General features: G+C 42.8%; 18 protein-coding genes. 4 read left to right on the forward strand and 14 right to left on the reverse strand.

Annotated elements, in window-relative coordinates; genetic code table 11:
- The 6 genes from OCV47_RS10730 to OCV47_RS10755 form a co-directional block, all read right to left on the reverse strand.
- On the reverse strand, nt 1-403 hold a 403-nt coding region (locus tag OCV47_RS10730; protein WP_262655086.1), incomplete at its 3' end, for an energy-coupling factor transporter transmembrane component T.
- Nucleotides 393-3,575, reverse strand: coding sequence for a prenyltransferase/squalene oxidase repeat-containing protein (locus OCV47_RS10735; protein WP_262655087.1), 3,183 nt, complete (start codon nt 3,573-3,575; stop codon nt 393-395). The genes OCV47_RS10730 and OCV47_RS10735, both read right to left, overlap by 11 nt.
- Before the next feature lie 33 nt (nt 3,576-3,608).
- Nucleotides 3,609-4,940, reverse strand: coding sequence for a DUF4430 domain-containing protein (locus OCV47_RS10740; RefSeq protein ID WP_262655088.1), 1,332 nt, complete (start codon nt 4,938-4,940; stop codon nt 3,609-3,611).
- 218 nt (nt 4,941-5,158) lie between these two features.
- The gene (locus tag OCV47_RS10745; protein WP_262655089.1) at nt 5,159-10,498 is read right to left on the reverse strand and encodes an Ig-like domain-containing protein; all 5,340 of its coding nucleotides are present in this window, start codon (nt 10,496-10,498) and stop codon (nt 5,159-5,161) included.
- A 75-nt stretch (nt 10,499-10,573) separates the two neighbouring features.
- Entirely contained in the window at nt 10,574-12,967 is a 2,394-nt protein-coding gene (locus OCV47_RS10750; protein WP_262655090.1) for a leucine-rich repeat protein, read from the reverse strand.
- 2 nt (nt 12,968-12,969) lie between these two features.
- Nucleotides 12,970-13,506, reverse strand: a complete 537-nt coding sequence (locus OCV47_RS10755) for a hypothetical protein (RefSeq protein ID WP_262655092.1) — start codon at nt 13,504-13,506, stop codon at nt 12,970-12,972.
- Between the two features lie 685 nt (nt 13,507-14,191).
- Between OCV47_RS10755 and OCV47_RS10760 the strand changes: the two genes are divergently transcribed.
- Nucleotides 14,192-15,025, forward strand: a complete 834-nt coding sequence (locus OCV47_RS10760) for a leucine-rich repeat domain-containing protein (protein WP_262655093.1) — start codon at nt 14,192-14,194, stop codon at nt 15,023-15,025.
- Between the two features lie 64 nt (nt 15,026-15,089).
- Here the strand turns inward: OCV47_RS10760 and OCV47_RS10765 are convergent, their stop codons facing one another.
- Nucleotides 15,090-15,521 carry a hypothetical protein gene (locus tag OCV47_RS10765; protein ID WP_262655094.1) on the reverse strand — a complete coding sequence of 144 codons (432 nt, stop codon included), beginning with the start codon at nt 15,519-15,521 and terminating at the stop codon, nt 15,090-15,092.
- Nucleotides 15,522-16,010 carry a DUF3990 domain-containing protein gene (locus OCV47_RS10770; protein WP_262655095.1) on the reverse strand — a complete coding sequence of 163 codons (489 nt, stop codon included), beginning with the start codon at nt 16,008-16,010 and terminating at the stop codon, nt 15,522-15,524.
- Nucleotides 16,011-16,465: 455 nt separating this feature from the next.
- On the opposite strand from OCV47_RS10770, the gene OCV47_RS10775 reads away from it, so the two are divergent.
- Nucleotides 16,466-17,359, forward strand: coding sequence for a TIM barrel protein (locus OCV47_RS10775; RefSeq protein WP_262655096.1), 894 nt, complete (start codon nt 16,466-16,468; stop codon nt 17,357-17,359).
- A 216-nt stretch (nt 17,360-17,575) separates the two neighbouring features.
- Here the strand turns inward: OCV47_RS10775 and OCV47_RS10780 are convergent, their stop codons facing one another.
- The 4 genes from OCV47_RS10780 to dinB form a co-directional block, all read right to left on the reverse strand.
- Nucleotides 17,576-17,878, reverse strand: coding sequence for a hypothetical protein (locus OCV47_RS10780; RefSeq protein ID WP_262655097.1), 303 nt, complete (start codon nt 17,876-17,878; stop codon nt 17,576-17,578).
- A gap of 250 nt (nt 17,879-18,128) precedes the next feature.
- Nucleotides 18,129-18,368 (reverse strand): hypothetical protein, encoded by a 240-nt coding sequence (locus OCV47_RS10785; RefSeq protein ID WP_055180584.1) that lies wholly within the window; start codon nt 18,366-18,368, stop codon nt 18,129-18,131.
- A gap of 12 nt (nt 18,369-18,380) precedes the next feature.
- A complete protein-coding gene (locus OCV47_RS10790; RefSeq protein ID WP_024720752.1) occupies nt 18,381-18,593 on the reverse strand; it encodes a LexA family protein in 213 nt (70 codons plus the stop codon).
- A 14-nt stretch (nt 18,594-18,607) separates the two neighbouring features.
- Nucleotides 18,608-19,855, reverse strand: coding sequence for a DNA polymerase IV (gene dinB / locus OCV47_RS10795; protein WP_262655099.1), 1,248 nt, complete (start codon nt 19,853-19,855; stop codon nt 18,608-18,610).
- Between the two features lie 194 nt (nt 19,856-20,049).
- Between dinB and OCV47_RS10800 the strand changes: the two genes are divergently transcribed.
- Both OCV47_RS10800 and OCV47_RS10805 read left to right on the forward strand, forming a co-directional pair.
- A complete protein-coding gene (locus OCV47_RS10800; RefSeq protein ID WP_117649057.1) occupies nt 20,050-20,781 on the forward strand; it encodes an XRE family transcriptional regulator in 732 nt (243 codons plus the stop codon).
- A gap of 56 nt (nt 20,782-20,837) precedes the next feature.
- Nucleotides 20,838-21,038 carry a helix-turn-helix transcriptional regulator gene (locus OCV47_RS10805; RefSeq protein WP_005344265.1) on the forward strand — a complete coding sequence of 67 codons (201 nt, stop codon included), beginning with the start codon at nt 20,838-20,840 and terminating at the stop codon, nt 21,036-21,038.
- Nucleotides 21,039-21,095: 57 nt separating this feature from the next.
- On the opposite strand, the gene OCV47_RS10810 is transcribed toward OCV47_RS10805, so the two are convergent.
- Together OCV47_RS10810 and OCV47_RS10815 are read right to left on the reverse strand one after the other, a co-directional pair.
- Nucleotides 21,096-21,530: a flavodoxin family protein gene (locus OCV47_RS10810; protein WP_117649061.1), complete on the reverse strand. Its 435-nt coding sequence runs from the start codon at nt 21,528-21,530 to the stop codon at nt 21,096-21,098.
- Nucleotides 21,527-21,946: an MmcQ/YjbR family DNA-binding protein gene (locus OCV47_RS10815; protein WP_470358594.1), complete on the reverse strand. Its 420-nt coding sequence runs from the start codon at nt 21,944-21,946 to the stop codon at nt 21,527-21,529. The genes OCV47_RS10810 and OCV47_RS10815 overlap by 4 nt, the downstream gene beginning before the upstream one ends.
- Nucleotides 21,947-21,957 lie beyond the last annotated feature (11 nt).

Consider the following 21,957-nt stretch of genomic DNA (forward strand, 5'->3'; position numbering starts at 1 on the left):
CCGACGGTGCCATTTTTCCAAATAAATATAAAAACTTGTCACTGGTCATGACTGCATTGTAGCAGGCAAACCACATGAGCACCGATACCATCATGGCACCGAGGGCCGCTCCATAACACAGGGCTTCCAGCGTATAGGGCCTGCCCCCGGCGTACCGGAATAATACATGCGCCCCATAGGTATTAAACACCGGATTCATCAGGGACAATACCAGTAATAACGGGATCATCCCTCCCACGAACTTCCAGCCCTGCCACCCCTTTGCTGTCAGATAATACAGCATGGACAATAATACCGATGCGGCCAGGAAAGCCGGATGCAGTAGAATCATGCCGTATACGATGGCCACGATAAAAAAGGTGAAATTGATCACCGGATGGTAGGATGCGAATTTATCTCTCACGCTCTTCACCCGTTTTCTTTTTGCCTTTTCTGGAAAGGGACAGGCGCATGGCTCCCAGAATAACCAGCAGCGCTGCTGCTCCCGCACCTGGAATCAGATACATCCACAGCGGTTTCTGTGTGGATTCTTCCGGCTTCATCAGATCCTCCATGGAACCGTTGTATCCGGCAATGCCGAATCTGGAGAACTGGTCCGTATCGAACTCAATCCTGCTTCCTGCGATATGACCGTCGATGAATTCCAGACTGCCGTCGTCCTTCAGGTGTACCACAGCCACGTTCTCATAGTCCCCTAAGTCTGCCAGCGGCACACTGACCCGCACCAGATCGTCCGGTTCCCACTGGGTATTATCCAGAAGATCCATCAGGGAAATATCCGTCAGATTCAGTAGTTCTCCCTGGCCTTTCAGAGCCTGGCTTACCTGCTCTGCCTGACTGCTTTCCACATTCAGACTGCTTGCTTCCACCTGCACATACCATGGTAGGATCTCTTCTTCATTATCACGCAGATCAATGTCTGCCGCTTTATCATAATGGTTCGTCTCTTTGAAACTCTCTACTGCCTTTTCATAATCTTTATAATGGCTGCTTGCTTCTACTTCTTTTTTCTGTGCGTCCGTCAGTTCCGAATAAGTCCGGTAAATATCCAGAATCTGTTCTTTCTGCGCATCCGTATAGTCCTCTGCATTCTCTGGCAGTTTCTCAGAGGTCTTTGTCTTACGGAACAGGCCGTTCATCTCTGTAATCAGGCTGGTGACTTCTTTTTCCGTCTTTGTGCCACCCTTTTTTTCTGTCGTTTTTGTGGCATTCTTGTCTGTTTCTTTTTCCGATTCTTTTTCTTTTGTATCCGCTGTAGTCTTGCCAGATGCTGTTTTACCAGCTGCTGTACCGCCTTTCTTACCGGAAGATCCTGATACCAGATTTACCTTTTTGGTGCTTCCTTTGGTCTTTTTCTTAGTAGTTGAACTGTTTTTTTTGCCACTTCCGGATCCTGAACCGCTTTCACTGCCGGAACCGCTGGATTTTTTCAGCTCCTGCAGCTTTTTCATGGCTGCTTCCAGCTTGCTGTAATTGGTAACCAGCGCCTTCTGTGCGTCACTCAGGCTGTCGTACATACTCCTGGCTGCCTCGATCTGGCTCTTGTCAGTCAGCTTCACCGTTGACGGCAGTGCCGCAATCAGTTTCTGTACGGTTGCTGCCTTGTCTTTATCTGACTGCATGGCCACATCCGTCATATCATACAGCCGGGTTTTGCCGCCGGTAAACCGCTCATAGGCCGTCAGTGCGTAGTAAGCCTGTTCGGTTGCCATCTGGTTGGCATCCCCGTCCAGCACATGGCGGAAGGAGCCGTCCGCATTGGCGTACGTCAGGAGTGCATCTACTACCGATTTTCCATTCTTGACAAAACGGCTGTCGGTATTTGGGTCAATCCCCATGGCTGTCAAAGCTACAATCACCTGCGCACAACTCTCAGAAGACTCTGATCCATAGGTAGCAAAGGAACCATTGCTCTTCTGGATAGCTGAAAGACGGTCAATCCCTCTGTCCACAGCTTCTTTTACATCAGAATTGGTACTGTAATAGGGAGCCAGGGACTGGATTGCCATGGCGGTCATATCCGGGTCTGCGCTTTTGCCTGAGATGTCCCAGCCTCCGCTGGAAAGCTCCTGTATCAGGATATCTTCGATTAGTTTATCCCTGGAATTCTGGGTTACCCCTGCGTCTGCCTGCGGGAACTCATAGCCGTGGCTGTCCACCGCAATCAGCGCCCAGATGGAACCGTTCACGCCCTGCCATTTCGTCTTTTCAAAATCAGCCAGAGGCTTCAGCAGGTTATAGCCTCCTACATTTGTCACATCCACACCAAGGGAAGTCAATGCCAGAATGACTCTGGAATATTCCGTGTATTTTTTTTCATGGAGCACCCCGTTATTTTCTTTTAAGGTGCTGACCACATTTGCCAGATACTTGTCTATCACATCCTGATCCAGCTTTCCGCTTCTGGCCAGCCCAAGGATCTCCCATTCCCCTCCAATGGAGCCAACAGACGGTGTCACCTTTTTGGATGAATCGGACAGGTTCTTCCCGGCTGATGTATAAGCACTGTCTATCTGGGATGCACTGGCTGACAGCGTTGCAATTTCACCTGCCTGTTCCGTATCTGCCAGAGCTGCTATGCCGTCCTCTGTGCCGTTTTCCGTCTCTGCCGATGTATTAGCTTCCGTCCCGGTTTCTGTGCTTTCCGCTTCTGGTGTACTTTCTTCTGATACAGGTTCCGTTTCCTTTCCGGATTCTGCATCAAACTCAATCAGAAGCAGTTCTGACCGTCCTTCCCCGGTTACCAGAATCTCTGCATAGGAAATGTCCTCTGACAGATCCCCGTATACGGCAAGCTGCTCTTTTGTCAGATCCTCCATCGTCAGGGTAAAGTTGTCCAGATTCACAATATAGACATTCCCTGCCTGCGTAAAAGCCCCTTCTTCCGGGTCATCCGGGCACAGGTACCAGTGTTTTTCTGACTCTGTTAAAAATCCACCCCAGCGTGTCAGGGAAATCTTTTCCCCTTCTTTCTGGTCTGGCACGGTAAGCTGTATGGTTTTACTGCCGGAAGGCACTGTTATCTTATACACGCCCTGCAGGTATTCCACCGGGTGGGTTTCCCCGTCTACCGGCAGGACTGCCGGCACATCCAGCTTTTCTTTCTTTAAGGTCTCCCCGTTCGAATCTGTCACTGCCAGCTCTGCCTTTTCTGCTTCTTTTTCCGTGGCCGCTTCGGTTTCCCTCTCTTCCTCTGTCTCCGGATTTTTTTCTGTTTCTTTGTCTGTATGTTTCTGGTTTTCGCCCTGCACTTCGGTGTTTTCCGTATCCGCCCGGTCTGTTTCCCCGGATTCGTTATTTTCTTCCCCGCCAGTCGTTTCTTTCTCCGTCTGGGATTCGCTCTGTGCAGCTTCGGTACTTTCCTGCTCTGTCTCTTTCTGTGTCTCCGGCTCTTTTGCCGTCTCTGGTTCTGTGCTTTCTGCCGCCGCTTCTGCAGCCACCGCTTCCTGTGCACTTTCTGCATGAGTTTCCAGTTCTGTGCCCGTGGCAGCCGGCAGTTCTTCCGCATATACATTTCCCGCACATAAGGCTGCCGTAATGCACAGGATGGATAATCGTTTCATTCTGTCTTTCATTTTTCTAAGCTCCTTCTTCCCCGGTTTATCTGCTTATGACATTCCTCCGCCTACATCTGCCCCAAGTCCGTTACAGGTGTAACACCATACAATGTCATCCCCATCCTTCAGTGTGTAGCTGGAGCATCCGTAGTTCGGGAACCAGCCGTTGACCTTGTACATCCATCCGGATTCGTTGCCACAGTCAAACTCATACAGGTTATTGATACCCTCGATATAATAGCTGTTGTACAGAGGTGTCCAGGAATACTCGATCTGGATGCCTGCGTACTCGCATACCCGGTTCAGTACATCGAAGACTGTTTCGCCGTCTTCAAATTCCACGCTGCTGGTAGCCAGGATCACGCCGTTTGACGGCACGTATGCCTCTTTTCCGGCATCCAGGTTATTCAGGTTGTCCAGAATCGTATCACAACGGATGGTAATGGTACAGATATTGGAACTGCCTCCGGAACCGCCGTCATCCCCGGTATCTTCCGGCGTATACTCTTCCACGCTGTTCTGGTCTTCTTCAGATTCCCCGTTCTCAGTCTCTGTTTCAGACTGTGCTTCACTTTCCTGTTCCTTATTGTCAGATTCTGCTTCTTTTTTCTCCTCTGACGGGATCTTTTCTGCATTCATGGCAGCTTCAAGTGCTGCCTGCTTCTCCGCTGCACGGTCATCCAGTACTTTCTGCAGATCCTCCGGTGTAAAACAAAGATCCTTGCTGCTGTCACAGCTCTGTACCTGGTTAATCAGGAATTCATTCAGGGATGCTGCCTGCATCTTCTGGATCTGATAGGAAGAACTTCCGTCACTGCTGTCTGTCACGGAAAGATACTCTCCAGCTTCTACCCGCTCCTGTGTACCGTCTGCCAGCAGGATGCTGATATCCCCGGCATAAAGATTCAGGCTGCTGCTTCCGGACTGCACGCTGACGGAAAATACCGCCCCGGACAGGTGCGCCGTATTTCCTGCAAAAGCCACATCAAACGTGCCGGACTGCTTCAGCATATCCCCGAAGACTTCGCCCTTGTTCACCTGTACTTCACTCTGTTCTTTCTCACAGGCTGTCAGGACCACTTCACTCTTTTCATTCAGCTCCAGCTTTCCCTGGTCCGTCCAGTCCAGTTCCGCTTCTGCCCCTTTCTTGGTCTCCACCAGGTCATTGCCCTGCAGGGCAGAGTCTGCATTTAATGTATAGCCAATGCCGTTTCTCTGGATGTTCACTACGCCTTTTGTCGTTCCTGCTGATACCACTGTCTCTTCCGGCTTGTCAAACCATCCCCGGATCTTTCCCACTGTCAGCACTCCGCTTGCCGCAATAACCAGGATCAGCAGCACCATGATCACATTTAACAGCCTCTTTTTCCCTTTTGTCTCCATACCTGTTCTCCTTCTTCCGCATAATTCTATTTTGATATCGTTATGAGCTTTACGCCTCATCCATTTATTTCATCATCTTCCAGCCACCGCTTACCGGATTGTTGTTTTCCATTTTCATATCTGTCCAGTACCTTCACAGTGGGTTCTGAACAGTTACCCTTTACATACTTCAGAGGCCGGTTCCGCCTTCCCGTATGGGAAGACGGATGCCTCAATGCTTATTTTACAGTTACTGTTACTTTCTTCGTGACTTTTCCGGATTTTACCGTAATGGTTGCTGTTCCCTTCTTTACGCCTTTAATCTTGCCGGAGCTGGTTACGGTTGCTACCTTCTTATTAGAAGATCTGTAAGTAATCTTCTCCTCGCTGTTCGCCGGTGTTCTCTTTGCTTTCAGCGTATAAGTCTTTCCCTTTTTCACACTGACTGCGGATGCAACGGAAATCCTCTTTGTTGCCGTCTTCGGGACGGTTACAGTCAGAACTGCTTTTTTCTTACCGGATTTTACCGTAATCTTTGCGGTTCCGGATTTCTTTGCCGTAATCACACCCCTGGATGTAACCGTTGCCACCTTCTTGTTGGAAGATGTATAAGTCACCTTTTCCTGGGATGTAAACGGTGTGATGACTGGCTTTAATGTATATTTCTTCCCCTTATTCAGGGTGATTTTCTTTGCTACGCCGCTTACCTTCGCAGTCTTTACCGTACCCTTCTGGACCGTTACGGTTACGTTTCTGGACAGGCCGCTCTTTAAGGTGATGGTCAGAGTGGCGCTTCCTGCCTTTTTCTTTGCAGTGATCTTACCATTTCCGTTCACCTTAAAGATTTTGGTATTGCTGGATTTATAGGACTGTACATAGTCCCCTGACTGCAGTCCGGTTACTTTCAGCCCTGTTGTGGACTGTCCGTACTTCAGGGTAATCCTGCTGGCATTGACCTGCATGGTCGGGTTTGGCTTTGGTGCCGGCTGTGGCAATGGGCTTCCAACACTCTGTGTCTGCTCCCGACCGCATACGGTACAGTACCGTGTCTGTACTGCCGCAGTTGTATAGGTGGCTGCCTTTGTGGTCTTCCATGCACTCCAGCTGTGGGATGCCTGGTCTTTTCTCTGGCCGCAGGCCCACTCGCACTCATGCCAGTGTACTACGCCGTTGCTGCTCCAGCCCGCAGCCCAGTGGTGTACGTGTTCTTCATTTACATAGTCATCTGTATAATGGAATACGATCACATCTCCGTTGTTCAGGTACTGTTCATTGACGCCAAGATCCGGATGCTTGCCGTTTAAGGTATACATCCATCCGGAATTCTTTCCATTCGTGAACTCAGCCAGTTTTACTCCGTTTCTGGTAATGGCTGAGACATAGTTGCCTTTCGGATTCTCACAGGTCATGCCGTTTGCCTGCAGTGCCTGTTCCAGTACATCTTTTACTTTTGCATTGTTGCTGACGATCATCTTCGTCTCCGGAATCCAGGTCTCCAGCGTACCGTTATTTAAGGTATGGTAATTCTGGTCCGCATCACTGTCATGGACATAATCGCCCAGCAGCGTAAAGCTGACTTCGATCTGTCCTGCACGCAGTATCACACCAACTGTGATGGTCGTCTCTACTGCGCCGTATTTCAGGGAGAGCATCTGGCTGCCACGCTTATTCGGGTCATAACCGACCACCGTAATCTCATTTGCCTCCGGATGGGTCTTCGTGCCGTCACTCCAGGTCACGGTAAAGGTACCGCCGGAGAGATCCAGCTCTTCCCCAAGATAATATTCTTTCTTATAATTGCCGGTCAGGGAAAGACCTGTTGCGTAAGCACCTGCCCCATAGACCGGATAGCTGCTGCCCTGCTCCCAGTTATTGTAATCGCCGCTGTTTAAGCCGCCGGTTACCGTACCGTCAGCAAACTCTGCTGTACTCTTTGGGAAACAGTACAGCTTCTGATCAAACTTATAATCGATACCGTAGCTTGCATCTACTTCATATGGAAGATCCTGCAGGCTGCCATCCACGGTCAGAATCGTTCCGATACCACCGATACCATTGGATGCTCCGCAGGTATCCAGGAAGTAGTTGTTCGTGATGCCCTGGAACTTGTCAAAGCTGCGCAGATATCCGACAATCGCTCCTACATTGCTGCTTCCGCTGACGGTGCCATAGAAAAAGTTGTTGGCAATCGCACCACTTCCGTTGCCCCAGCACTGCTTACAGCTCGGTTCCCCGCCGAAAATACCTCCTACGTTCGATGCACCGGACACATTGCCTGCCACGTAGCAGTTCTTCACGGATGCAACCGGGGTATTTGGGGCAGAATCAGCCTCGTAGCCTTTTCCTAAAATACCGCCTACCCAATTACCTGTTGCTATTACGTTTCCAGTAAAACTGCTATTTTCGATGGTGCAGGCTCCCATGGCCTGTCCTTTGGATCCTACCAGCCCTCCGACTGCACTTGTGCCATAGACGGTTGCCGCACTGTGACAGTTACGGATGACTCCATTAATGCTGCCAGCAAAAGTTCCTATACTTTCCTCTTGTTTTGTGTATCCGATGATAACACCGGCTTCAGCATTACAGTTTTCAATCACCACATCATTGGCACCGGATGCATAACCACCAATCAAACCAGCTTCTTTAGTACTCATACCTGATGTTAAGGTAACATTACGAATTGTAACCGCATCCGGGCAACCGGTATCATATTCTCCATCCACACCATAATCTACAGTGTAACGATCTACCAGCCCATAGCCATTGATATTTTCACCTGCCAATTTCAGATCTTCTACCACAGCATTTCTTACATAATTAAAAAGTGGTTTTCCTCCTTCTGACATGGCAAGAGTATGACCGTTTCCCTCGAAAATGCCAGAGAAAGCCCAGAGATACTTACCATCTCCAGTCATTGCTTTTCCAGGCTCAATGGTTCCTATTGGTGCCCAGTCTGATGGCAGTGAAATATCTGCTGTCATCTGAAAATGCATCCCTGCAAAAGAAAATCCCTCTTTATTCACTTTATCCCGCAGTGCTTCCAGATCTTCTATTCCATTTATCTTATATGGATCTTTTGCTGATCCGCTTCCTTCCCATGGAAGTTCTTCTTCTATGACAGATACTGAGACGATATCGGAACATACTTCCATGCCATCCGTATGAGACAACCCGCTCCCTTCTGTCAGGTTCCATTCCCATCTCCGGTACTGTACCCTGCAATAATAGTAAATGGTTCCTTCTTCTGGCACGGAAGGCTCATAAAATTTCTTTGTTGCTCCTGATATCCGTGTTCCTGTTTCTGTATTTTCTTCCGTATTTTGATACCACTGATACAGTGGCGTCAAATCTTCCCACGGTGTTTCTTCCAATTCAATATTCAACTTTTCTGTTATCGGCTTTCCTTCCACGCACAGAATACTTCCTGGCTGTCCCAGTATTTCAGGAATTTCCACTTCTTTCGATATTACGGTATAGTCTACAGATGGGCTCGTAGTTGTATACTCTTTCCCATCTATGCTATATGTAACCTGGCATCGGTAAGTTTTCTCATTTCCACGTGTATCAGTTGGAACAGCATATACATTATTTACGGCATTTTCTATTGCTGTATATACCATCTCATAATTCTCTGTCATACTGCCCTGGTACCACTGATATGTTAATGTACCTTCCTCTGGACGTAAAACTTCTGCATTTGCTTTTATGACTGGAGATTGCGAATTTTTCAAAACACTGTGTTTTCCTGATACGTTTAATTTAACTTTCGGAGTATAATTCACTCCGCCTTTTTTGATAGTAATGGTATATTCTGCATCTTCCGGACAATAAATCTTTCCAGACTCTATAATATTTATAGAAACATGATATTCCTCACATTTCTCCCAGTCCAGATTCAACTCATAAGGCTGATAATAAGATAATTCTTTTGTTTCTCCATTCACAGATATTGTTTTGTTGGTATCCGTATATCCATACGGCTGGGAGGCAATCTCTACATATTCTGCATTTTCTGGAACTTCAATTTCAAGATTCTGATTATCCAAAATATCTTCTGAAAATCCGGTCGGCACCTCATTTCCGAAAGACGTTGTGACTGATAATTTACTTAAATGATTCCGGTAAGTAACAGGTATTTCTTTCGATTCAATGACAGCGCCATCCTGTAATACTTCTAATGTAATAGAGCGAATGGCTTGATTGTAATTTATCATATTGCCATACGTAATTCCCTTTGCTATGGCATTTTTTAAATAAGCTGATTTTCCTTTTTTAATTTCTACTCTGTGTACTGTAGCATCTTTAGGATCTGTATAAACTGCGTAAACTTTGCAATCTTCTGGCATGGATTCTATGGTTTCCACACTTACATACATATCTGCCTTCTTCTGAAAATGCAGATATACCATTTCTGCCGGTATTGTGAATGCTCTTGATCCATCCAAGAGATCTAAAGATTCTTCATTTTCTTTTCCTTCTATTTCTTCCCTTAACGTTACGCTTTTTAAATAATTACTATATTTCTCTGTTCCAGGGGTTACAGTAACATTTGCATAAGCTGCCGTGATTGCTGTTGCACTTTCACTATCTGATATCTTAACTTGTTTCTCGACCGTAATATAATAGGGCTTTTCTTTACTTTCCAATCCTGTAATAACTACTTTTCCGTTGGCATCTGTTATACAATCTTCTGCTCTTTCCCCATCAATATATATGGTAGCACCTTCGCAATTTGTATACTGATTTCCATTATCATCCACCTGACGCAATGTAAGTACAACATCTTGTCCCTGACTTACTTTTTTTTCTGTTTCAGTAAAAAAAGCAAGTAAATCAATACCTTTTCTCTGTTGGATAAAAAAATGTAATTCATCTCCATCAGCAATTTTTCTTGAAAGTGCTGTTTGATAATTTCCGCTATCATGATTTAAAGAAGATTTAATATAAGGGACTTCATCTTTCTTATATCCCCACAATTTATAAATAACGCCATAATATTTGCCTTCGTCGTCTGCGTGATAATCATATCCAGCTTCAGCCCCACCCGGATAATAGAGATCATGTGCTGCTTTTAATGCATCATCCATCGTATAAGATGGCTGGTCGGTCAGAGTAATCTCCCTACCAGCCATTGGATTCCCGTCTTTATCATCGAGGAATTTTCCATCCTTACTAACACTGACCGTCACATGGATTTCCTGTGTTTCTTCTGTATATTTTCCTGCAGATAACGTGGCATACTCTTGTGCTTCGTTCTGCCCTTCTGTTACTTCTTCTGTCTCTTCTTCCAGGATCTGCTCTTCATCCTCAGATTCTGTTTCTTCAAAAAGAATATCTGCCTGTTCTTCATTTAATATCTCTTCATCTGAGTCTGGGTTTTCTTCTATGAAATCCGTATCCTCATCTGTTATATCTTCAATTTCTCCTGTCTCATCCGAGACTTCTTCATCATATGAATAAACTACACTTTCTTCCGAACCATTTCCCCAGTCTTCTGCCAATACAGAAAAAGGAAGCTGGAAGATCATCAACACTGCCATAAGCAGTCCGAGTATACGCTTACCTGCCTTTTTCATCATTCTTTTCCCCACTTTGAAAAAGGCTCATCTCCCTTTCGGAAGAAGAGCCCGTCTTACTTTTATTGTTCACCTTTTTTATTTAACTGTAACTTTTACTTTCTTAACAACTTTTCCGGATTTGATGGTAATAGTTGCAGTACCTTTTTTCACACCTTTAATCTTTCCTGATTTAGACACAGTTGCAATCTTTTTGTTGGATGTTTTATAGGTGATCTTTTCGTCGCTGTTAGATGGGGTTGTTTTTGCCTTTAAGCTGTAAGTCTTTCCCTTCTTTACCGATACCTTTTCGCCAACTTTAATTGCTGTTGTCTTGGTTTTTGGCACCGTTACGGTTACCGTTACTTTTTTGCTTCCGGATTTTACTGTAATCTTAGCAGTCCCGGCTTTCTTGGCTGTGATCACACCTTTAGAAGAAACCGTTGCTACTTTTTTGTTAGAGCTACTATAAGTTACCTTCTGCTGGGATGTTGCAGGTGTAATGACTGGCTTTAAGGTTGTTTTTTCACCCTTCTTGACCGTCATCTTCTTTGCCAGACCAGAGATCTTGGAAGTCTTTACTGTCTTTACCTGAACTTTTACAGTAACTGTTTTTTTCAAACCGCTTGCCAGTGTAATTTCCAGTTTCGCAGTACCTTTTTTCACACCTGTCAGTTTGCAGGTTCCATCTGCTTTACCAGAAACTGTAAAAACTTTGGTATTGGTGGATTTCCAGGATGTTATGGAGTCTCCATTCGCCAATCCTGCAACTTTCACGGTTCCTGTGCTCTGTTTTTCTTTTAATGTTACAGAGGATGCATTTACAGATGCTGTTGCTGCAAGCTTTTCTCCAACAGTCCGTGTTTCCTTCTTGTCACAGGTTGCACAGTTTCTTTCCTGCTGTTCTGCTGCAAATACAGTTGCATCTGCTGTCTTCTTCCAGTCACTCCACTGATGCACGCCTGTCGCAGGAATTACTTCTGTCTTCACATTTTTGCATCGGGTACAGGTAAGAGTGCGGACACCATCTTTCGTGCAGGTTGGCTGAGTAGTTACTTCAGATGTCCAGTCATGATTCTCTTTATCAACCGGAATCGGCTGAATATCATCTCTAACTCCGCATCCATTCTCACAATGCTTACTCTTTTCGCCTTCTTCATTGCAAGTGGCCACTTTATCCACTGTGTAATCATCTGAGAATTTATGACCAAGAGGTTCAAGTACTTTTCCAGTAAAATAATGTTCACCGCAGACTCCACATACATTATCCTCTAATTCTAATCCAGATTCTGTACATGTAGGTGTTTTTGCTTCTAATTGGTCTGCTTTACAATGTACTGTTACGGTAGAGGCTAATCCTGCACTGCCAGAAATCGCAGTCCATGCGTCCTTTGTTCCTGGATAACATATTGCTGACAACTCATTACATCCTGTAAATGCATTTGTACCTATCGTTAAATCTGATTGTTTGAATGAAATGGTACCCAATTTGGTGTAGGAAAATGCGCCATCCCCTATAATTTTAACACTTTCAAAATCAAAATTTGTTAATTTTGTTCCAGCAAAAGCTTCTTCAGGGATTTCATCAAGTTTTGTTGTACACTGAAAACTCGATAATTTTGAGCATAGATCAAATGCACCTGTCGCAAGTTTAATATTGCCGCCTGTCACCGATCTTAATTCTGTACATTGTCTAAATGCCCCATCCCCCAAACTCACTTCTTTATCACGAGACAAAGAAATGTCTTGAACTCCGGTTCTTGCTAAAGCTGTATCTCCAATATATGTTACATTGGAAAGATCAATGCTTTGTAATGCCAAATCTCTCTGAAAAGTATAATCACCAATTTTGTTAACCGTAGAAGGCAATTCTACTTCAGTTACTTTATTAAAGTATTTGTTAGATATTCCTTCAAAATTGTGATTTCCTAATGCAGTAATTCCTTCACCGATTACAATTTTAGTAACATTTTGTGCCTCGGCTTGATGCTCCCTAACCCATATACCGCCAGCAACTCTTTTTAAATCTGGCATTGGAGTTGGAGCTGCATTCTTCTGTAACCGAAAATGCAACGTAGTTCCATCATATTTAAATTCTATCGGAACTCCTTGCGCTACTTGAGTAAAGCCCTCATCTTCACTTTCATACAAAGATATTGGATCATTACAAGTATTTTCTATTTTTTCAATTTCATAGCTATCAATAAGTTGTTCTTCATTTGGTAATGATTCAGGAGCAGACATCACGTATTCTTCTGTATCGTCATTATCCTCTATTTCTTCGTTATCTTCTATTTCTTCGTTATCTTCTATTTCTTCGTTATCTTCTATTTCTACATTCTCTATTTCATCTCCATCAAGTAGAACATCAAGTGTGTCTTGCTCAGACACATTTGATGGTTCATCCATTTCACCAGCAAATACTGTCAACGGATTAAGTGAAGAAATTAAAAGACAAGAAGACAATAATATTGCTAACTGTCTTTTTTTCATTTCTACCAGCTAAATGATGAATAATCAAAACTGAGAATGATGGAGAAGTCATTTGCTGGGCACTTATAATCGCTCATTGTGTAATTAGGATAAGTGGTACTTGTCAAATCTTCTTTATCACCTAAACGCCACATCCAGGAACTTCCAGCCCATGTTCCACTAGTCACATTTCCATCGCTATCATATTTCAAATTAGAATAATCTCCCCAGTTGGTTCTGGTGAAGCTTCCTACTCCAAAGCTTTCCATATATTCATCAATTGAACCATCCGAATTAGTGACTTTGTTCCAAGTTGAACTAACTTTTCCAGCTTCAGTTGCAGCTTCAATAGCATCGTATACTGATTTTCCTGGAATGGTGCTAATTGTTACTAATGGTGTTTTATCCGCTGGATAATATGTGAATTTTCCTTCCTTGCCTGGCTGGTTGTAATCTCTTACATAAATGCTCATATTAGCAGCTGATGCAAAAGCACTCATACTGAACATCATTACTACTGCTAATAACAATGCGGATAATCTTTTCAATTTCTTACTCATAATACTTTCCTCCTGTTTTTCATTTAGTCTTTTGAATAATTGTTTCCAGTTGCATACAAACACAGGTATGCGATTCCATCCCTGCCGGCAGTTTTCAGGCTGCCTTCTTCTCCTTTTTGTCGTATTAGTGGTATGCGTTGTGGCTGCGGTATTCTGAAAAGGGTTCTTTTTCATTATCCTGATGTCTCCAGACTTTCTTCTCTTAAGTCTTTTGTTCTGCATCAAAAAAAGCTATACCCGTTCAGAGTACGACCCACACTACAATCCATACGGTGCCGCCCTGATATCGAGGGTTGTTGCACAACATCATAAAGATAGGCCTGACTTAGAGCTTTCGCTCATCACAGTAGCGTTCCTGTGCGGGAATCTCACCCGGCTTCCTATGCAGAGAAATACTTTTTGTTTACCTTGCATAAAATCCCTATGATATTCACTTAGGCTTAGTGTACCACCCTGTAATATTTTGTCAAGTATTTCCAAAGAATTGTTGCATTTTTGTCAATTTTATATATATTCTGATCCATTTTAATCTTGTTTTCTTTATTTTTTTATGCTATTATGCTTAAAAAGCAAAGCATATATCTATGCAAACAGCCATAAAATCTGTACAATATGCCATATGGTATTTTTGCTGGCCGCAGATTCTTATTTTTTCATATTTGGCTGTATCAGGAAAGGAATATTTATGGCTGAGCCAAAAAAATATTATGTAAACAAACGCACGGTACACCACGGCAATGTCCATCTGTACCGTTCTTCTTTTTTGCGATTACCTGATGGGATTGTCGGAATCGAGGCAGGTACCTTTGCAGATTTTAAAAAGTTAAAATCCATTGTATTCCCCAACAGCTTGCAGTACATCAGTGCGCATGCTTTCCACAGCTGTTCCGGGCCGAAAAGCATCGAACTGCCTAGCCGGGTTTCCAGGATCGGTGCAGAAGCATTCCGGGAATGTAAAAATCTGGAAAGTGCTGTCCTGCCGGTTTCCCTGGCTGCCATCCCGGACCGTCTATTTTCCGATGACGGGAAGCTGCAGGAGCTTTATATTCCTGCAAACAGCAGATTACATTCGGTTGGAGTCAATGCTTTTTTCAAATGTACCAGACTGTCTTCTCTATTTCTTCCAGACGGGGTGACCATTATCGAAGATGCGGCATTTTTCACCTGCAAGAAGATGCGCCAGTTTCATTTTCCGTCACGCCTGAAGCAGATCGGAGAACACGCTTTCCATTACTGCCTGCTGTCAGAAGTCGTTCTTCCGGAAGGGCTGGAATACATTGGTGCTGCAGCCTTCTACCACTGTCCGCAGCTGACCCATGTGGAAATTCCGGCTTCAGTCAGATACATTGGAAACAGGGCTTTCAAAGGCAGCCAGAAAATGAAAGTGCTGGAGCTGCGCCATGATCCGGACTATATCGGACCGGATGTGGCGAATCATGACACGCTGATACGGTGCTATCAGGGATCTGCTGTGGAAGAATACTGTAAGAGAAATGGGTATGCGGTTTCGTACCTGTAAAAAATCGTATAAAAATCCCCTGTCTGCTGAAACTTTTCGTTTTCACAGACAGGGGAAATCTTTTTCACGGTTTCATAATTTCAGTTCTTTTTACCCCAGCGTTTACCGATTTTGCCACTTTTAACCTTCTGTTTCGTCTGAGTGCTCTGCCAGACAGTCGCTTTAGAACATGTTCACGCCTGGAAACTGCATTAATCGGCCGCACACTTATCATTCGTTCCCGTGATCCTATATGATTTCTTCTTGCCCTGTTTACTATTGCAATATTTTCAGCCGTAATTTTCTTCACATCTTCCGGGCAGTCACTTTGCTGTTTTAATTCTTCCACTATTTCCAGAAGATTGGCACTATATCCATCATACATCAATACCGAGTTTCCTTTTTTCACTGCCATAAAAGCTGGGGACTTAGATAAGACACGGATAATTTGATTCACATCCGTATTCCCGGTTATAGCAGAATATGTTTTTATGATGTTTCTGGTATTATAATTCATTTAAACACCTTCCTTTTTTACCAAACTTAATTTTTCTATTGCTCTTTTTGTTTTAAAACAGTACTGATCATAGCGTCTGTTTTTCGGAAATCTGGCAATAAGTAACAGCATATTTAAGTCTATCTCTCCAAAATAGTATCGTTCAATATAGTTCGATAATACCTTAAATGTTGAGTCTGCCATTCTGTCATAAATAATATCATGGTCACTGTTATAAAATTCCAATCTACATTTACATAAAAAGTCTGCCCATTCTTTATTATATCTGGTTAATTTTTTTATATTAAATTCGTACCCATTAAGGATTTTTTCATCAAAAGCGTATGTATACAAAAAACCTTCCTTTTTCATTTTTCCTCTTGTAGCCCATCTGATTGCCTGACTCTTATTTGTTGTCAGATAATATCCCAGACCAAAATCTTTTCCTTTACGTGCTTTTGATAAATCTATTTCCGTAAAATCATATGTACTTCCATGATATAACTCCATATAAAAATTTTCCCTTTTTATCTAAATTTCGACATATTCATTTGGTTTTCTCTAATTTTATCATATCAGAATCTTTTTATCTACCTATAATTTTCTTGCATAAACGCCCTTGTTGTAAACATATTTTCATATCTATCCTATAACATTTTCTTTTTTTCTCAACACGAAATCCATCGCAAGTTTTGACATTATCTTTTTTGAAAAATGAATTCTTGACAACTAAACTTCATGTTGTAATATATTAGTAACAGAACCCACCACGCCTCTGATTTTCATGCGCAACCCGGTGGGACTTTTTCATTTATTAGGATTTTATCGTTTACAGGTATATTCTTTTCATTTATATCATTTAAAGTAGAATATCTGGATTAAGTTTCATTAATGTAAAAGTTCTGTCCTATTTTCTTCTTATGCTGTATTATAAATACATCACAGCCTGACAGGAGTATTTGATTATGAAATTAACTATGAATTTTTCTATCTCGGATGACGATACCCGCCGTTATACAGACTCATCTGATCTGCGCACATTTTATCAGCAATTTGGTCTTTGTGGTCTGGAAGTGATGCCTCTTATGCCGGATGAAACGCACATTTTGGAATCAGATATGATCACTGGTGTACATGCCTGTTGCATTACGGACTGGATGGATCTGAATCAGGAGATGCTTCTGGAACATTACCGGAAAGATCTGGATTATGCGAAAGCTGTTCATGCGGAATATGTTGTATTTCACATCACACAGGTAAGCTATGCAGAATCTCTTACTTATGTAATGCACCACAGCAATGAAGAAGTGGTGGATGCTGCCGCTGCTTTTATCAACCGCCTTTTGGACGGAACAGACTATGATTTTTATTTTCTGATGGAGAATCTATGGTGGCCGGGACTGACCTTTGAAGATCCCGCCATAACCAGCCGGCTCCTGGAACAGGTGCATTACCCTAAGAAAGGGCTTATGCTGGATACGGGACATTTTATGAACACGAATACTGATCTGCAGACGCCGGATGATGCGGTCGTCTATCTGAATCAGATGCTGGATGTTCATGAAGATCTGATCCCGATGATCAAGGGCATTCATCTGAACCAGTCTCTGAGTGGCGCATATGTGAAAGATTATCAAAAGCATATGCTCACACCGTCTGCGGATCCAGGTGAACTGGCCACGCAGGCTTTTCTGCATATCTTCCATATTGATCTGCATCAGCCTTTTGTAGCAAATGGCGTCCGTGAGCTGGTACAGCGTATGGATCCGCTTTATGTAACACTGGAATGCATCTCACGGGATCGGAAGGAACATGCACGGTTGCTGCGTCAGGGGGTAAATGCTCTGCAAAACAGTTAATTACCAGTGAAAGCTTGGACAGTCTGGAAGCACTGATGAAACGCCATACAAATCCAAAATATGAGAAACAGCTGAAACAGATATAGCATATTCAGATTGAAGGGTACAAAAAATCGCCACAGAATTTCTGCAGCGACTTCTTGTTTCTCTTGCTATACTGAATACATTTTATTATCTTTACTTTATGCCACCGTAACACAAAGTCATTTTCAATAATCATGATCCTACAAACTCTGCCAGACCAAATTCTATACTCCTCATAAGTGTTGTCAAACCGGTACCAAAGAATATCACAAGACTGCTTCCTGCTACTATTGCAAGGATCACACCAATCATCTGCCAGTCCTGTGTGACTAATATCAGCATCAGTACCATGAATCCCGCACATGCCAGTATCAGGCCATGCAGCGCATCAGTATAATGTCTTTCGATTGTAACTTCCAGATAATCCTGTGCATGACTTGCCATCTGGAAGGTAATTTCTTTCATTGATTTAATTGCATAATCTCTATCTGTCATCAGTTTCAAAATCTCCTTATCATCATCACACTAACTGGCGGTCTTTCAGACCAGTTCGCTTTCCCCATGATTTTGATGGGAAGCAATTACTTACTACAATTTGCAGAAGCGGATATCCAAAAGGCATTGTGGGAGCTGCCTTTGCTGACCGGAATCCATCTTCTTATGTAAAACCTGCAGGAATATAAAGGGAAAGTGACTATCCCTGCCGGTTAATAATCCATATAATATCGTCTATACCTATCTCTCCTTATGCTGTTTTTCTCTCCATAAACCATTTATCCACTTCATAGAATAAATGGCTTTCCTGTCCCTGTATCATACAGGTGTACATCATTCCTACACCGCCTGCCTTTCTGCTGGCGCATCGCTCGATTTTCAAAATTCTGTCGATGTTATATTTTCTTCCATCCTCCCATGTAAAAAATATGGGAACCAGTTGTCCGTCTTTCCGGAACTCTGCCACTACATCTACATATACTTTATTCATGCCGACACCTCACTATAAAATCTCGATTGCTCTTGGCGATGCCGGAATCCTTCGGATATATCCATTTAGCTCCAACTGCTTGATTCTGGAAAATGCTGATGATGTTGATTTCACCCCGATCAATTTTCCAAATTCCCGTATTGTCGGTGGATATCCATGTTCATTGGTATATCGTAAAATACACTGATAACTTTCTTCCTGTTTTCTGGTTAATGCTTTTTTCAAATCTATCCCTCCAATTACCCATGAAAATAACTGTGTGGATGGATCGTGTGCGTACCAGCGTCTAAGTGGGATAAGACTTTATCCTGATACATTGCCGCTCGCTGTATACTGAAATAACCAAACCGTCGTCTGATCTCATCTACAGTACGATCCAGCTTCTCTAACTTTTCCTTTTTCTCCTGATTTCCAAATAAATCCAACTGCACGGGAATATCATCTAACACAAGATCCGCAGCTCGGATTCCCAGGCTTCTAATGGGATGTTCCCATTTGTAATTATCTTTAAATAGCTGAAATGCTGCAGTTACAATCTCGTTTGTAATATTCGTTGGCTGTCGTAAATGTATCTGTCTGGAAAAACTATACAATCCATTATCTCGAACTGTAATTTCTACTGTTTTGCATTTAAATCCATGTTTCCGCAATCGTGCAGCTACACTTTCTGCCAATGCTATTTGAATGATCCAGACATCCAGATCATTTTCCAGATCTCTCGGTGTTGTGGTGCTATTACCTATCGACTTTACTGGTGCTTCATATCCTTCCTTGCAAACCGGATCTTCATCCCAGCCATTTGCGAAAGCCCATAATACATTTCCTATTTTTCCAAAATGACTCTCTAACAACTTTTCGTCTGATTCCGCAAGTTGCCCGATTGTCCGGATTCCAAGTTTTTGCAATTTCTTATTCGTCTGTCTTCCGACATAAAGCAAATCTGACGCTGGAAGCTGCCATATCCTGTCTTTATAATTTTCTCGATTAAGCTCTGTGATTGCATCCGGCTTTTTATAATCCGAGCCAAGTTTCGCATAAATCTTATTCCAGGAAATTCCAATACTCACTGTTACTCCAAGTTCGTATTTAATCCGATGGCTGATTTCTCTCGCAATTGTCATTCCTCTTCCTTTCAGATTTCCACTGCCTGATACATCCAGCCAGGCTTCATCAATTCCATATGGCTCAATTTTGTCTGTATACTCTGAATAGATTTCTCTTGCCATTTGTGAAAATCGCAAATATAAATCCATCCGTGGCGGTACAAAAATAATTTCCGGGCAAACCTGTTTCGCCTGCCATAATGCCATTCCGGTTTTTACTCCTTTTTTCTTGGCAATATAATTTGCTGTCAGTACAATTCCATGCCGGGCTTCCGTATCGCCACCTACTGCCAGAGGCATTCCGGCAAATTCCGGATGATGTAGCATTTCTACACTGGCGTAAAAACAGTTCATATCACTATGCAGGATCACACGCTCACTCAAACTTTTCACCTCCCAGCTGTTTCCTTCAACATAATGTCTTATCAATTTCTGTATGTTTAGTATATATCGACATTCCGGAGATAGTCAAGTGACATCTTGGTTGTATTTTCTCCATTTCGGAGATTATTCTTGATTTTATTTCTAACATACGGTATAATGCATATAGAAAATTCAAATAGAAATGAGGCGAACAAATGCGTAATTTCGGGGAAATATTAGCAGAAAATAGAAAAAAGAAAGGATACTCTCAATCAGATCTGGTAGACCTGCTTTCTCAAGAAGGTATTCAGGTCACTACAAAAGCAATCTCCAAATGGGAGACCAATGCACGAGAACCAGCTTTACATGTTTTCCTGACACTTTGCCAGTTACTTGATATCGAAGATATATATGAATCCTTCTTTGGAGAAAACCCATATAACATTATGAGTGGATTGAATGAAGAAGGCAGAAATAAATTGATTGAATTTGCTGATATTTTGAAAGCTTCTAAAAAGTTTTCTCCACTGTCTGCAAAGATTATCCCATTCCATCATCCTGTAGAAATTACCTGGGAACCAGTTTCTGCTGGTACTGGAAATTACCTGGAGGATTCTGTAAAAGAAACCTATGACGTAGGACACCTTGCTCCTGAGCAGACTGACTTTGGTGTACGGATTTCCGGTGACAGTATGGAGCCACTTTATCATACAGGCGATGTTGCATGGATTCAGAAAAAAGATTCTCTTGCTAATGGTGAAATTGGAATCTTCTATCTCAACGGCAATACTTACATCAAGGAATTACACGATGAGCCAGATGGTGTTTATCTGATCTCTTTAAATCAAAAATATCGTCCTATCCAGGTTTTGGAATCTGACTCTTTTAAGATTTTTGGAAAAGTAATCGGGAAATGCAAAGGTGCAGAAATTCCGGGATTCCATTAAATTTCAACAGCAGGTTCATGATCCTGCTGATAACAATAAGCAAAGGAAGTGATTGAATGGCAATCAATAATACACTAAAAGATATTCGTGAAGAACGGAATCTCATTCAAGCAGATTTGGCTGAAGCCATAGGTTCCTGCAGCCAGACGATAGGCCGCATCGAACGTGGAGAACGTAATCCCTCTCTTGAGATTGCAATCCGGCTGGCACATTACCTGAAAGTGCCTGTAGAAGATATTTTTCAAGTTGAAGACTGAAGCACAACATCCAGAAAACCGAGGAGTAAAATCCCCGGTTTTCCTTTTGCTCAAAAATCAGTGTATTCCTTTTACGAAGTCCGCTGCGTTTTTCATATCTTCTTCATTCGGATGGCCTTTAGCAATACCTCCAACCAGTTTAAATGGTCCGAATGTGTCATACCCTTTACAGCCAAATTTTCCAACCACACTGGCATGTTTTTTATCCAAAATCTGCTCTATGGATTTATAATTCGCACTCCCACCATAAGTACAGATCAGAAATATCTTTTTGTCGTCCGGTAGATTCTTCTCTGCAAATTCCAATATCGACTGATGAAACTTTGAAAAATAGATTCCTGATGCAAACCCAATCATATCATAACTGCTCAGATCTGCATCTGGCTGTTTCACAGCATCAATCAAATCCATCTGACATTCTTCTGCAATCCTCTTTACTAATTTTTCTGTATTTCCATGATGCACAGATGCGTATACTATCGCTGTTCTCATTTTTCTTCCTTTCTGTCTGCTCCGTCAATCAGGTCATAGCTCATATCCAAAAAGTCCAATGTCTTCGCTTCACTGACTGAACCATCCAGTAAAATCGTGATCCAGTGCTGTTTATTCATATGGTATCCTGGTAAAAATCCATAAGTCTGAATAATCATGCTGGTCATTTCTGGATCGCACTTTACGTCCATGATGGCAACCAGATCATTTCCCTCTAATCCCAACTTAGATTTCTCAACTGTCATGAATACTGCATACCATTTTCCATTTTTATGACGAAGTACAACACTGTCTGGAGATTTACTCCATAAATATTCTGGAACTGTACCGTACTGTTTCTGCACGTATTCAAAGATTTCTTCCGTCTTCACAATCTTTTCAACTCCTGATTCTTCTGATATCCTGTCCATAATCATACCACATTTTC

The organism is Muricoprocola aceti, assembly GCF_025567005.1.
GTDB classification, from domain to species: domain Bacteria; phylum Bacillota; class Clostridia; order Lachnospirales; family Lachnospiraceae; genus Marvinbryantia; species Marvinbryantia aceti.

Excerpts from the sequence above, each read along its gene's own strand:
- OCV47_RS10735 (WP_262655087.1), bottom strand. The coding sequence starts at position 3,575 with ATGAAAGACAGAATGAAACGATTATCCATCCTGTGCATTACGGCAGCC.
- OCV47_RS10740 (WP_262655088.1), bottom strand. The coding sequence starts at position 4,940 with ATGGAGACAAAAGGGAAAAAGAGGCTGTTAAATGTGATCATGGTGCTG.
- OCV47_RS10745 (WP_262655089.1), bottom strand. The coding sequence starts at position 10,498 with ATGATGAAAAAGGCAGGTAAGCGTATACTCGGACTGCTTATGGCAGTG.
- OCV47_RS10750 (WP_262655090.1), bottom strand. The coding sequence starts at position 12,967 with ATGAAAAAAAGACAGTTAGCAATATTATTGTCTTCTTGTCTTTTAATT.
- OCV47_RS10755 (WP_262655092.1), bottom strand. The coding sequence starts at position 13,506 with ATGAGTAAGAAATTGAAAAGATTATCCGCATTGTTATTAGCAGTAGTA.
- OCV47_RS10760 (WP_262655093.1), top strand. The coding sequence starts at position 14,192 with ATGGCTGAGCCAAAAAAATATTATGTAAACAAACGCACGGTACACCAC.
- OCV47_RS10765 (WP_262655094.1), bottom strand. The coding sequence starts at position 15,521 with ATGAATTATAATACCAGAAACATCATAAAAACATATTCTGCTATAACC.
- OCV47_RS10770 (WP_262655095.1), bottom strand. The coding sequence starts at position 16,010 with ATGGAGTTATATCATGGAAGTACATATGATTTTACGGAAATAGATTTA.
- OCV47_RS10775 (WP_262655096.1), top strand. The coding sequence starts at position 16,466 with ATGAAATTAACTATGAATTTTTCTATCTCGGATGACGATACCCGCCGT.
- OCV47_RS10780 (WP_262655097.1), bottom strand. The coding sequence starts at position 17,878 with ATGACAGATAGAGATTATGCAATTAAATCAATGAAAGAAATTACCTTC.
- OCV47_RS10785 (WP_055180584.1), bottom strand. The coding sequence starts at position 18,368 with ATGAATAAAGTATATGTAGATGTAGTGGCAGAGTTCCGGAAAGACGGA.
- OCV47_RS10800 (WP_117649057.1), top strand. The coding sequence starts at position 20,050 with ATGCGTAATTTCGGGGAAATATTAGCAGAAAATAGAAAAAAGAAAGGA.
- OCV47_RS10805 (WP_005344265.1), top strand. The coding sequence starts at position 20,838 with ATGGCAATCAATAATACACTAAAAGATATTCGTGAAGAACGGAATCTC.
- OCV47_RS10810 (WP_117649061.1), bottom strand. The coding sequence starts at position 21,530 with ATGAGAACAGCGATAGTATACGCATCTGTGCATCATGGAAATACAGAA.
- OCV47_RS10815 (WP_470358594.1), bottom strand. The coding sequence starts at position 21,946 with ATGATTATGGACAGGATATCAGAAGAATCAGGAGTTGAAAAGATTGTG.